Raw genomic sequence first — 13,056 nt, 5'->3', positions numbered from 1 at the left:
CCTCCGGAATTACACGCATTCCGTAAAAAGCTGTTTGCGATCGTTCGGGACCTGGCGAATCTCCACCTCGACGCCCTTCCCCACCAGTTGTTGTAGCTGCTCTATTTCTGTCGGCAATAAATTAATCGCCTTAGAGATATTTTTACTGCCCTCTTTAGCCTTAATTCCGCCGAGATTTATGCTTTTTATTTCCCCGATAGCGCAGGCAATACGCCAGGCGTCATTGACCGATTCCACGACAATAAATAAATTATATTTATCGGTCACCCCACTTTTTATCGCCTCAATAGCATCATTGATATTTTTAATCACCAGTTTTACCGAGGGCGGTTTGGCAAGCTTAATGGTGGTTTTCCGCAGTTCATCTTCAGGGACACTGTCGTTGGCGATCAAAATGCAATCGGCGCCGACATATTGGGTCCAGGAAAAGGCCACCTGGCCGTGAAGTAATCGATGGTCTACCCTTAATAACGTAATCATCATGCTTCCTCATTTCAGAAGTCTTTATCCATAGTCATCGCACTGGCAATCGTTTGATTGCAGTACTGAATGCTCTCTTTGGCGCTGGTTAATGCTTCGGTAATTAATTTTTCAGTATTCTCTTCCGCTGCGGAAATCAGCAAGTCAATAATTAACGGCAGATTTAAACCGGATAATAAATGGAAGTGTGGGCGTGATAAAAAACGCACAAACTCGTTATTCACACTACCGGCGAAAATATCCGTAATCACTATCAGCTCATCCTGTGCCGGGAAACGCGCCAGTAGCGCCTCCACCTGCTGCGTGAGATCGGACTCCTCTTCTACATAGGCGCACAGGGTATGAATATCCGGCTGTTTACCGAGGATTAGCTCCACGGAGTTCAGCAAACCGTTAGCAAAGGTGCCATGGCTGGCAAAAATATAGTGTCGTTTCATCCTTACCTCGAAAGCGCATTCCACTGCTTTCTTAATTGCAACCGGCGTGCCAGAAACAGTGGCGCGCTGGTTAGCGCAAAGACGAACGGACTGAGGGAACTAAAACTCTTGATCTTCCTGAATAAATTCCGTTTCCCGCGTCAGGATATCATGAATGTAGCAGAGCTCGACGACGGGGATTTTGACACTATACCCGCTCTCTATGACACTAAAAGCCTCGCGGAGCGTCGCCAGCTCGCTCTGCGGACACTGCCTTCCGGAATAATGGGATGGCGACGCGTTGCGGATCAGGCGCTCTATCAGACAGCTGATATGCACATACAGCGCCACCTTGCGATCGTTGGGCACGTCGCAGCCGGCCAGATGCTCATAGCGCAGTAAAAACTGCTCGACCTGATTGATGACCTTTGCGGTATCGAGGATCGTCACCGACTCGATCACCCGGCGCAGCGAGAAATTTTTCAGGATCAGGTTATTGATCTCGCTGACTTGTTCAGAGGAGGCCAGCTCGCCGAAGATACGCATCAGCGGGCGGCTGCCCTGGCCGGAAATCAGCGAATCCAGCGAGATCCACGGCAGATCGGCAAGCTGCGGATCCAGGGTACCGACGATCGCCAGCACCTCATAGCGGCTGAGCATCGGTTGCCGCCGCGCGGGATCGGCGAGCGTTTCCACATCACAGGCCACAATATCGATCCCCAGCGCTTCAGGAATGCTGGCTTTTAACAGCGCCGACAGATTCGCTGCCGCGCCCAGACCGGTCGCGCAGGTCGTAAGAATCGCCCGCGGTTTATCGGTTTGCGGGTAATAGAGCTGGTGCTCAACCGCAAGGTCATCGCCGAGGTCGCGGACGATATCTTCCAGCATAACGCCCTGCAAAATGCGCTCCCCAACGTACATCGCCATCCCGGTCGAGACGTTATTAATTATCGCCATCGGCGTACTCAGCCGACGATTAAAATGGCGATGAATGGCGTTCAGCGATCCCATATCGACCAGAATGATCAACCCTGACGCCAGAGCGTGGCTCTCAATATAGGCCATCACCTGGTTAGCAATAGCCTCCGGCGTCACGTCGAGCGGCATATCGAATGACTCAAACAGCTGGCTTTTCAGCAACCGGTTCGCCACGTTGGCGATGCTGCTGGCGGTGGCGTAACCGTGGGCGAGGATAATTGCCCGGGTCACCTGCTGCTGGCTGATGGCGCCATTTTTCTGTAACCACAGCACCAGCAGCAGCAGGTCAATGCGCCGGGGTTCAATGTCCAGCTTCAGCGCCAGCGCAGCGAGGATCTCTTCGCAAAAGCGATACAGCAGCGGATATTTCTGCGCCAGAAAATCCTCCAGCAGGCGGCTTTTCTCGTTGCTCATCGTGGACGGCCCCTGCCGGGAACGATGTATCAGGTAGTGGCTTATAGCGTAGATACAGTTGCCGTTAAACTGGATATTGAAGCGCTTTTCAAGGCGATAAAACTCCTCCCGCACCTGATGCGTTATCAGTAGCAGCATATGCGAACTATTGGCATCGTGATTATCGAAAATCAGCCGATCGAAGAGGGTTTCAATCTCCTCGCCCATGCTTTTTTGCGCCTCATCCCAGAGCGTTTTTTTACTCTGCACCGCCTCATACAGCGCGAGAACGCGGCACTGAGTATCATAAATCAGCCCCTGAATCGGGTCGCGCGCGCGCAGCAGCCAGACCAGGCTGGTCTGCGGCTCGATAAGCAGCGGCTCCTGCTGGCCCATCGCTTCACTGAGCGCTGGCGTCGCAGCCATGATATTTTCCGGCAGATCGTGCAGCGTCACGGTAAGCATCTCGCTGCCCGGACACCTGGCCCAGGCCGACGCCACGGTGTATTTCACCACATTCTTCAGCTCACCGACGTTACCGCGATAAACATAGTGCGTCAGCACCTGTAGCAGCCGGGGCGTCAGCTGCAGCCGGGTAGCCAACGTGCGCGCCTCCTGCCAGAAAAACTGCAGCGTGAGCGCGTCTTTTTCGTGGCGGCTGCGGGTCTGTAAATCAGGCAGGCTAACGAGGATCGGGATACGACGAATAAAGGTGGTCAGAAACGTGCTGTGAATATCTTCGGTGGTGGCAAACACCAGCCTCAGCGAAATCGGCATCCCCTGCGCCGTTTCCCCCACCCGATAGATCTCCTTACGGTCCAGCCAGGTGAACAGCTTCTCCTGCCCCTGCGCATCCAGGCGGTGGACTTCGTCGAGAAACAGCACGCCGCCGTTTGCCGCTTCAAACGCCCCGGCTTTATCGCTCTGCGCGCCGGTAAACGCGCCTTTGACGTAGCCAAACAGGTTGGCGGCCAACAGCTCCGGGTTGCTGGCATACTGGGCGCAGTTAAAGCTGACAAAAGGCGCATCGGGCGGCAGCAGCCCCTGGGCGATAGCAAACTCATGCATCAGCTCCGCCATATAGCTCTTGCCAGTTCCGCTGTCGCCAACGATCAGCAGCGGAAGCCCACCGTTGGGATAAAACAGCGCGGTTTTCATCTGTTCGATAGGCTTGCGCAGGCTACCGTCATGGCCGGTCAGCAATGAGAAATGATCCGCCTGCTCCGGCTGCCGGTCGCTCTCTGCGAGCAGTTCCGCCATGCTGGCGTACTCGCTGCGGGAAAGAGGGAAAAACTGCTGGCAGAAGGCGGCTTTATGCAGGAAATAGACTGGTCGAGTATTGATCTTCACCAGCACATCCTGGGCCACCAACTGATTCAGATAGTGGCTGGCGGTATTTCTTTGCATCGCAAAACGCTGAGCCAGGTAGCCAGCGGTGAAGACCTCGCTCAGGTTATCCGGATCAAAAAAATCGGTCTGATTTTGCAGAAAAGCCAACAGTTCCGTTTTACGCATGACATCCCCCTCTTCACCTTACAGAGGCTTATGATGCGGGAAATCCACCAGGCGTTGGCGCTAAATTCACTTTTTGCGGTTCGGAGCACAAAAAAAACGGCGCCCAAATCCGCGGACGCCGCATAACAAAACCGTTACAGCCGCGCCAGGGCCTCCCGCATTCCTGAGCGCAAAATCATTTCCAGATAGCGCGTGACCTGGTCGGAAAGGCCGGGAATAGCCGTCAGATCCTCGCCCCAGTGCGCGTTATCCTGTAAAACCTCCAGCACCAGTCCATGCAGCGGGCTCCCGTTCGCCACCTGCTTCCATCCTTGCGAGAAGCGGGTTAACCAGACGTCATCATCCTGCAGCGGATACACCTGTCCGTCGCGCTGGCCGCGATAGAAGGCGATAAGCGCCGCCAGGGCAAACGTTAGCCGCGGCGGGATCGCGCCGTGCTGGCGGATTGTCGTCAGCAGCTGCGGCAGGATCCGGGTGCGGAACTTAGTCATGCCGTTCAGGGCGATGGCGAGCAATTGATGGCGAATATAGGGATTAAGAAAGCGCCCGGTGACCGCATCGGCAAACTGACGAAGCTCCTCGGCCGGTAAATCGAGCGCCGGGATAATCTCTTCATCAATCGTCTGCTGTACATAATGGCGAATGGCTTCGTCCTGCATCGCTTCGCCAACGGTATCCACCCCGCACAGCCATGCTACCGGCACCAGCGCGGTATGCGCACCGTTAAGAATGGCAACCTTGCGCGCTTTATAGGGCCGGATATCCTCTACGATGCGGATATTAAGCGGGTAGCGATCCAGCCGCAGCGTTTCCGCCAGCGCCTGCGGACCCTGAATGACGAATAACCAAAAGTATTCGGCGGTATCAAGGAAAACATCATGGTAGCCCAGCTCCGCCTCCAGCTTTTCCGCATCCTCACGCGGATAGCCGGTGACGATGCGGTCAACCAGCGTCGAACAAAATGTATTGGCGGTCTCAACCCAGTCGCGAAAAGCCGCAGGCAGTTGCCACTCTTTGGCGTAGCGTAGCACCAGCGCCTTCAGCGCTTCGCCGTTGTAGTCGATCAGCTCGCAGGGGATAATCGTCCACCCCTTATCCGCAGCGCCATTGAAATGGCGGAAACGTTCGAGCAGCAGTTGGGTCAGCTTCGCCGGGAAGCTAACCGGCGGCTTATCGTCAGGCCGGTCTCCGGCATGATAGCTAATACCCGCTTCGGTAGTATTTGAAAATACGAACGCGATCGCCGGATTACGAGCCAGCGCCAGATAGCTGGCAAAATCCTGCCAGGGATTGAGCTCGTTATTAACGGAGCGAATAATCCGCGATTCGCTCACCGCCTCGCCGCGTTCATTCAACCCACGAATGATCGTGGTATAGAGTCCGTCCTGGGTATTTAACGACGGCGGAAACGCGGTGTTGATCGGGCGAATAATGGTCAAGCCCGCCGCCAGATCGGTTTGCTCATTCAGCAGATCCAGCTGCCAGTCAATAAATGCCCGCAGGAAGTTGCCCTCGCCAAACTGAATCGCGCGCGTCGGGTACTGCGGCCCGGGAAAATCTTGTCTGTTTAACGATTTCATAAGCTTACCTGCTAAAAATGAATAACGCCTTTGATCAGCTGACGATTGTTAATCACTTCGCTTTCGTAAATGTCCGCCAGCGATTTGAAGTCGTAACGGTGGGTTAGCATCATCCTGGCGGTGATTTTCCCCTCGGCCATCAGCCGCCCAACTTTGGCAAAATCCTCTTCCGTCGCGTTACGGCTGCCCATCATCGTCGTCTCTTTCTTATGAAATTCCGGGTCGGAGAACTGCAGTTCCCCCTTAAACAGACCAACAAAAATGATGCTGCCGCCGTGACGAATTAAATTAACGGTGTTATTCATCGCCTGCTGATTTCCCGTCGCGTCAATCACTTTCTGCGCCAGAGAACCGCCAAACGTGGCAGACAGTTGCTCGATAAACAGCGGATCGGAGGGATCGAGGGTGGTCAGGCCGAGATGCTGTGCCACATGATCGCGCCGCGCCGGGCTGGTATCCGCCACTACTACCTGCGCACCGTCAGCCTTAGCGATCGCCGCGGCTCCGAGCCCAATGGGGCCCGCGCCAACCACCAGCACCTGATCTCCCGGCTGGATCGCTGCGCGACGCACCGCGTGGGCGCTAATGGCGAATGGCTCAATCAACGCCACGGCTTCAGGATCGACGTCATCCACCACCAGCAGATTGTTTACCGGCACGCAGAGATACTCGCTAAACCCGCCGTCGCGATGCACGCCGATCACCGAAATCTTCTCGCAGCAGTTTGTCCGGCCGTTCAGGCAGGCCGGACACTGGCGGCAGGCGACATAGGGAATCACAGCAACCTGTTGGCCGCTCTTCAAATTAAGAATATTTTTACCCAGCCCAATTATCTCACCGCATATTTCATGTCCAAGAACACGCGGATAACTAAAAAAAGGCTGATTGCCGCCCCAGGCATGAATGTCTGTCCCACAAATCCCCACTGCCTTTATTTTAATGAGCACTTCATCATCGCCGGGAATGGGAATCTGGCGTTTTTCCCAGTGTAGTTTTTTAGGTTCCTGACACACTAAAGTATTCATCGACGTCATAATAATTGCCTCCGTATTTGTTGGCTTAGATATCGATGAAAAATAGAAACAGAGTGAAACTCATCGCAAAATCTGTGAAATGTCGCGCACAAAACTGTTTTAAATCCGGCTTTAATGGATAAAAAAGGAAAACGTTATGAGTCGCTCACAAAACCTACGTCACAATGTTATTAACCAGGTCATCAACGATATGGCGCGCGGCTTTATCCCCTCGCCGCTACCCTCGCAAAGCGCACTGGCGGAGATGTATAACATTAGCCGCACCACGGTGCGCCATATCCTTTGCCACTTATGCGAGCGCGGCGTCTTGAGCCAGGTCAATCACGACTACCAGATCCTTCGGCAGCCGGAAGTACAGGACGGCTTCGATGGTTCCAGCGCCTCGCTGACCGAACAAAACCGTCTCTTTGAACAAGCTTTTTTCACCATGATTAACCAGCGTCAGCTACGCGCCGGGGAGCGGTTCTCCGAACTGCAACTGGCGCGTGCCGCGGGCGTCAGCCCGGTCGTGGTCAGAGAATTTTTACTGAAATTCAGCCGCTACAACCTGATTGAAAGCGAAAAGCGCGGCCAGTGGAACATGAAAAAATTTGAGCAATCCTGGGCCGAGCAACTGTTCGAATTGCGGGAAATGCTGGAAACCCACGCACTTCAACATTTTCTTAATCTGCCGGACAGCGATGCCCGCTGGCTGCAGGCCAAAACCCTGCTTGAGCGCCACCGCACCCTGCGGGACAGCATCGGCAACAGCTTTCGTATGTTCTCCCAGCTCGATCGTGATTTTCATTCGCTGCTGCTTTCCGCTGCTGATAATATATTTTTTAATCAATCACTTGAAATTATTTCCGTGATCTTTCACTTCCACTATCAGTGGGATGAAAGTGACCTTAAACAGCGCAATATCATCGCCATTGATGAACATATGACGATCCTGAGCGCACTCATCTGTCGCAGCGATCTGGATGCCAACCTGGCGCTACGTAACCACCTGAACTCTGCGAAGCAATCCATGATTAACTCTCTCAAGCAAAGTGAATCGCTGGCACATTAAGTACCGATTAAAAACAGAAAATGATTAGCAACAGCACAAATCCAAAAACGTAATCCGGCGCCCTCAAAAAGGTTATTTATGCTGAAAACAAGTCGACTTACTTTACTGTGAAACAGGTGGGTGATGTTTACCCCCTTCGTTGTCACTTGGTATTCAAACATAATAATCAGGAGTCAGGCGTGGAATCACAAAATATAACCATAGACCCGCAGACCGACTTTAAAAAGGGGGAAGCGGAAACCCTTTCAGTTCCCTTAGAAAATACACTACAACGTAGTTCTCGTATTAAAAAGATTCAAACAACGGCAATGATTCTGTTATTTCTGGCGGCGGTGATTAACTACCTTGACCGAAGTTCATTGTCCGTTGCGAACTTAACGATTCGCGAGGAGTTAGGGCTTACCGCCACTGAAATCGGGGCGCTGTTATCGGTTTTCTCTCTGGCCTATGGCATTGCGCAACTGCCCTGCGGGCCGTTGCTGGATCGCAAAGGTCCACGCATCATGCTGGGGCTGGGCATGTTTTTCTGGTCGCTATTTCAGGCGGTCTCCGGGATGGTGCACAGCTTTACCCAGTTTGTCCTGGTGCGTATCGGCATGGGGATCGGCGAAGCGCCGATGAACCCGTGCGGCGTCAAGGTGATCAACGACTGGTTTAATATTAAAGAGCGCGGCCGCCCAATGGGCTTCTTTAACGCCGCCTCGACGATTGGCGTGGCGATCAGCCCGCCGATCCTTGCCGCGATGATGCTGATGATGGGCTGGCGCTGGATGTTTATTACCATCGGCGTACTGGGGATCTTTGTCGCTATCGGCTGGTATATGCTTTATCGCAACCGGGAGGATATCCCCCTCACCGCCGATGAGCAGGCCTACCTTAATGCCGGAAGCGTCAACGTGCGCCGCGACCCGCTGAGCTTTGCCGAATGGCGCAGTCTGTTTAAAAACAAAACCATGTGGGGAATGATGTTCGGCTTCAGCGGCATCAACTATACCGCGTGGCTATATCTGGCATGGCTGCCGGGTTACCTGCAAACGGCGTATAACCTCGATCTGAAAAGTACCGGGTTTATGGCCGCCATTCCTTTCCTGTTTGGTGCCGCCGGTATGCTGATCAATGGCTACGTCACCGACTGGCTGGTCAAAGGCGGCATGGCCCCGATCAAAAGCCGCAAGATCTGCATTATTGCCGGGATGTTCTGCTCCGCGGCGTTTACGCTGATCGTGCCGCATGCCACCACCTCAATCGCGGCGGTACTGTTAATCGGTATGGCGTTGTTCTGCATTCATTTTGCCGGAACGTCCTGCTGGGGATTGATCCACGTCGCCGTAGCATCAAGAATGACGGCTTCCGTCGGCAGTATTCAGAATTTCGCCAGCTTTATCTGCGCTTCATTCGCACCGGTGGTGACCGGATTTATTGTCGATACCACCCATTCCTTCCAGCTGGCACTGGTTATATGCGGCTGTGTGACCGCTCTCGGCGCACTGGCCTACATTTTCCTGGTTCGCCAGCCGATTAGTGACCCGCGTAACGACTGAATCTTAACGCCCTGCTGACCGCAGGGCATTCATCGTTGCGCTCATTTCATACTGCTGCAGCGATAGCGGCGCATATCCCGCCGCGGCAAACAGCGGCGTAAACGTTTCCGGGACCGTCACCGAAGTCCCCACACCCGGGAACTGCTGCGCCAGCGTCACCAGCAGCTCACGCGCCAGCCCCTGACGGCGGGCGGCGGGCTCCACCCACAAAAATTGCAGTACAGGCCGTGAACCCGCCGTTGTTAGAACCGCGAAGGCGCGCTGTTCCAGCGTCACGACCTGACATGGCAGGGTGGCGAAGGTGAGCGGATCCAGCAGCCAGGGGAGCTGACTGTTACTCTCGTCAATGGCGCGCCGTAGCAGGGCCAGGGTGGGATAAAGCTGTAATATGCCCGCTACCGGAGCCAGAGGTTCATTGCTCAGGTAGCCGCAGAGCCCGTAGCGTCGCGTAAAGCCCAGCGTCTGATATAGCGCGACGGCCGCATGGTTATCGCGGATCACCTCCAGAGATACCATCTCAACCCCCTGCTGTTGCAGGAGCATTAGCAGATCTTGCATCAGTTCCCGGCCCAGGCCTTTGCCGCGCCAGGCCGGGCGCAGGGCAAAGGCCGCCAGGCGAGCGGCACTTCCCCGGCGGGCGACAATCGCGATCGCCGCCGGTTCATCTCCGGCCAGCCAGACGCGGGAATCGATCAGGCTCATCCCCTCGGCGCTGAAACGCTGTACAAATCCCGCCACCGACTGGGTAACAGGCACCAGATAGGCTTCAAAACAGGCGTTGAGAATATCCGTTAACTGCACGCTGCTGAACTGCGTGGCGGGAACGGCGGTCAGCTCCATACTTTTCTCCCGAAGGCTGCTATGCTGAGGTGATGAAAACTAACACTATAACTGCCGGTGCCGTATTACGCCTGACTCAGGAGAGCGATATCGCCCTTCTGCCCACCATTGAACGTTCTGCCGCCCAGGCATTTCGCCAGATCCCCTCTCTCGCCTGGCTGGCGGACAGCGAGGTGATTAGCGTTGCGCGTCATCATGATTATCTGGAAACAGAGCATAGCCTGCTGGCGGAAGCCGCCGGGCAGCCGATTGGCTTTATTCTGACCGAACCGCTCGACGATGCGTTATTTATCGTCGAAGTCGCCGTCCATCAGGACTGGCAGCATCAGGGCATCGGCCGGATGCTGCTGAAGCAGGTTATTGAGGGCGCACAGCAGATGGGCTATCCGGCGGTAACCCTCACCACCTTCCGCGAGGTGCCGTGGAATGCGCCGTTTTATACCCGTCTGGGATTCACCATGCTCGATGAGCTGACCCTGCCTGCCGGACTGGCGGCAAAGAGGGAACAGGAGACCCGGCACGGCCTGCCGCCCGAGTCGCGCTGCGCCATGCGCCTGTCGCTCTGATGGTCGGCCCGCCGCGCTCCGCGCTTTACTATGGCCGCAAGGCGCCAATCTCATCATGCAATGAACGGCTGATGGTAACCCCCTGCCGCTCACTCTGCTGGCGGCAGGCGAAACGCCGCTCGCCCGGCAGTCGCGCCCCCTGATCCTGCATCGCATTGAACAGCGTTTCGGCGCGCGCCAGCTGCTCTTGTGCCTGTGCGCCGAGAAAGCGCTGCGGATCCAGCGCCAGGATCAGCTCGCCGCCGTAGGGGAGCCCACCCGCGCCGTTATCCCACGCCAGCGATTCGGCGCTGGTCATATCGCCGATAAGCGGCCCGGCCAGCAGCTCAACCATTGCCGCCAGCGCCGAGCCCTTATGCCCGCCAAAGGTTAACATCGCGCCGTTCAGCACCTCCGCGGCATCGGTCGTTGGCTGTCCCTGACTGTCGATTCCCCATCCTTGCGGTAGCGCTTTGCCAGCACGCTGATGCAGCTGGATCTCGCCGCGCGCCGCGGCGCTGGTCGCCATATCAACAATAAACGGCGGTTTGTCCCGCCGCGGCCAGCCAAAGGCGATAGGGTTGGTGCCGAACAGCGGACGCGTGCCGCCCGCCGGGGCGACCCAGGCGTGGCTTGGCGTGCAGGCCAGCCCCACCAGCCCTGCCTCGGTCAACGGCTCAATATCGGCAAACAGCGCGGAAAAATGGACGCAGCGGTTAATCGCCAGCGCCGCAATGCCGCTGTGGCGCGCCTTCTCCAGCAGTAACGGCAGCGCGCGCTCGTAGGCCAGCAGCGAAAAGGCGCCGCCGGCGTCCGCCCGCGCAATCGCCGGCGCCTGATCGTGGATCTGCGGCTCGGCATCAGGCGATACCTTACCTTTACGCAAGGTGTCGACAATGCCCAACAGCCGCCACAGGCCGTGGGAAGCGCAGCCGTCGCGCTCCCCGGCGGCCACATTACGTGCAATGGCCGCCGCGTGGTCGGCGCTAAATCCATTGGCGCTGAGTACCTCCAGCGCCAGGTCATAAGCTTCAGGTAACGATAGAGTTACCGACTCCATACTGTTCTCCTTTACTCTTCTTCGTCTCCGCTAAAGTTAGCCTGCGGCAGGCAGCTGCGCGCGCCCCAGTAGTAAATCCCCAACGACATCGCCGCCACCAGCACCGTATCCCAGGGGTGACCTATGACATTAAGCCCGCCGAAGCTGCCCAGCCAGGAAAAGAGGATAATCAACGCATAAAAAACGATCAGCCACAGCGACGATTTCACCTGCTGCGCCAGGCTCACGGTATGTTCCGGCACCTTACCTTTGCACATCACATAGATGACAAACATCACGATTTGCAGCCCCAACAGCCACGAGAGCGTATTCCAGCCGGACCAGTAGACAATCAGCGCCGAGATCATAAACGATACCGGGCCGATGATGCCGAAGGCGCGCACGCGGAACGGCCGCGGCAGATCCGGCGCGTTGCGGCGCAGCCCGGCGGCGGTTACCGGGGCGATGGCGTAGCTCAGCACCAGGGCCGCCGACACCACGCTAATCAGCTGTTCCCAGGAGGGGAACGGCAGCGTCCAGAAGATTGAAAGCCCGAAGGTCAGCCACAGCGCCGGACGCGGAATCCCGGACGCTTTATCGATATGGGTAAAGGCTTTAAAGAAAGTACCCGCCTTCGCCCAGCCGTAGATCACCCGCGGCGTCGCGTTCATATAGATATTGCCGGTGCCGCTCGGGGAGATGATCGCATCGCTTATCACCATAAAGGCCAGCCAGCCCATGCCGAGGGTAATGGCGATATCGCGATACGGCAGCGAAAACTGTTTGCTCACCTCGGCCCAACCGCCGTTCAGCATTTCGGTGGGGATACTGCCAAGGAACGCCAGTTGCAGCAGCACGTAGATAATCGTCGACAGCACCACTGATAAAATCAACGCAATAGGGATAGTCCGCTGCGGCTTTTGTACTTCGCTGGCCACCGAGATAATCGGCGTCAGTCCCAGATAAGCGAAGATAATTCCGCCCGCGCTGATCGCCGCTTCCACCCCGGACATGCCGAATGGCGCAATCCCCTGCGCGTGCAGGTTCTCCGGTTTAAAGAAGGCGAACAGCGTCACCACCACCAGCAGCGGCACCAAAAACTTGAGCACGCTGATGAAGTTGTTCGATCGGGCGAAGGTCTTAACGCTGTAGTAGTTAAGCGCAAAGAAGAAACAGAGCAGCAGGAACTGCACCACCCACCCCAGCAGCGTCGGCGAACTGGAGCCCGGTTGGGTCAGCGCCGGAAACCAGGCGGCGGCATATTGCCGGGCGGCGACAATTTCAATCGAGATCAGGCTGGAGAAAGCGATCAGGGTGATGAACCCCAGTAGATAGCCCATCAGCTCGCCGTGGGAAAAGACCGGATAGCGAATAATGCCGCCGGCGCGCGGCAGCGCCGCCCCCAGCTCGCAGTAGACAATCCCCAGCAGCAGCACCGCAAAGCCGCCGATCACCCACGATGCGATCCCGGCCGGACCGGCGATGGAGGCCACGTGGCTGGCGGCGAATAACCATCCGGAGCCGAATATCGCCCCCAGGCCGATAAAGGTGAGATCGGTCAGGGTCAGCTGTTTTTTAAACTTACCCGACTCAGCAACGCGGGTTTGACTGTTATGCGTAGTGTGAATGGTCATGGTGATGCCC

General features: G+C 56.3%; 11 protein-coding genes. 3 read left to right on the top strand and 8 right to left on the bottom strand.

All coding sequences use genetic code 11. From position 1 onward, the window contains the following. Nucleotides 1-9: 9 nt before the first annotated feature. The 5 genes from A1WC_RS22255 to A1WC_RS22275 form a co-directional block, all read right to left on the bottom strand. The gene (locus tag A1WC_RS22255) at nt 10-480 is read right to left on the bottom strand and encodes a PTS sugar transporter subunit IIB (protein ID WP_012542941.1); all 471 of its coding nucleotides are present in this window, start codon (nt 478-480) and stop codon (nt 10-12) included. Nucleotides 481-494: 14 nt separating this feature from the next. Beyond that, complete coding sequence (locus A1WC_RS22260; protein WP_012542942.1) at nt 495-917, bottom strand: PTS sugar transporter subunit IIA; 423 nt, start codon at nt 915-917, stop codon at nt 495-497. 99 nt (nt 918-1,016) lie between these two features. Next, nucleotides 1,017-3,782, bottom strand: coding sequence for a sigma 54-interacting transcriptional regulator (locus A1WC_RS22265; RefSeq protein ID WP_016160249.1), 2,766 nt, complete (start codon nt 3,780-3,782; stop codon nt 1,017-1,019). Between the two features lie 134 nt (nt 3,783-3,916). Then, nucleotides 3,917-5,362, bottom strand: coding sequence for a tagaturonate reductase (locus A1WC_RS22270; protein ID WP_016160248.1), 1,446 nt, complete (start codon nt 5,360-5,362; stop codon nt 3,917-3,919). A gap of 11 nt (nt 5,363-5,373) precedes the next feature. Next, nucleotides 5,374-6,396, bottom strand: coding sequence for a zinc-binding alcohol dehydrogenase family protein (locus tag A1WC_RS22275; RefSeq protein WP_016160247.1), 1,023 nt, complete (start codon nt 6,394-6,396; stop codon nt 5,374-5,376). A gap of 136 nt (nt 6,397-6,532) precedes the next feature. Between A1WC_RS22275 and A1WC_RS22280 the strand changes: the two genes are divergently transcribed. Both A1WC_RS22280 and A1WC_RS22285 read left to right on the top strand, forming a co-directional pair. Next, entirely contained in the window at nt 6,533-7,447 is a 915-nt protein-coding gene (locus A1WC_RS22280; protein ID WP_008807558.1) for a GntR family transcriptional regulator, read from the top strand. Nucleotides 7,448-7,626: 179 nt separating this feature from the next. Beyond that, entirely contained in the window at nt 7,627-8,988 is a 1,362-nt protein-coding gene (locus A1WC_RS22285; RefSeq protein WP_016160246.1) for an MFS transporter, read from the top strand. A gap of 3 nt (nt 8,989-8,991) precedes the next feature. On the opposite strand, the gene A1WC_RS22290 is transcribed toward A1WC_RS22285, so the two are convergent. Then, on the bottom strand, nt 8,992-9,828 hold the full coding sequence (locus tag A1WC_RS22290; RefSeq protein WP_016160245.1) for a GNAT family N-acetyltransferase: 837 nt from the start codon (nt 9,826-9,828) through the stop codon (nt 8,992-8,994). Nucleotides 9,829-9,860: 32 nt separating this feature from the next. On the opposite strand from A1WC_RS22290, the gene A1WC_RS22295 reads away from it, so the two are divergent. Next, entirely contained in the window at nt 9,861-10,394 is a 534-nt protein-coding gene (locus tag A1WC_RS22295) for a GNAT family N-acetyltransferase (protein WP_016160244.1), read from the top strand. Nucleotides 10,395-10,422: 28 nt separating this feature from the next. Here A1WC_RS22295 and A1WC_RS22300 read toward each other — a convergent pair whose 3' ends face one another. Both A1WC_RS22300 and A1WC_RS22305 read right to left on the bottom strand, forming a co-directional pair. Then, nucleotides 10,423-11,433: an Ldh family oxidoreductase gene (locus A1WC_RS22300; RefSeq protein WP_016160243.1), complete on the bottom strand. Its 1,011-nt coding sequence runs from the start codon at nt 11,431-11,433 to the stop codon at nt 10,423-10,425. 11 nt (nt 11,434-11,444) lie between these two features. Next, nucleotides 11,445-13,046 carry an APC family permease gene (locus tag A1WC_RS22305; RefSeq protein ID WP_016160242.1) on the bottom strand — a complete coding sequence of 534 codons (1,602 nt, stop codon included), beginning with the start codon at nt 13,044-13,046 and terminating at the stop codon, nt 11,445-11,447. Between the last annotated feature and the right edge of the window lie 10 nt (nt 13,047-13,056).

It is taken from the genome of Klebsiella sp. KTE92 (assembly GCF_000398905.1).
GTDB lineage: Bacteria > Pseudomonadota > Gammaproteobacteria > Enterobacterales > Enterobacteriaceae > Klebsiella > Klebsiella variicola.
Note: the sequence above shows the minus strand (reverse complement) of the source record. Positions and strands in the feature narration are given on the sequence as shown.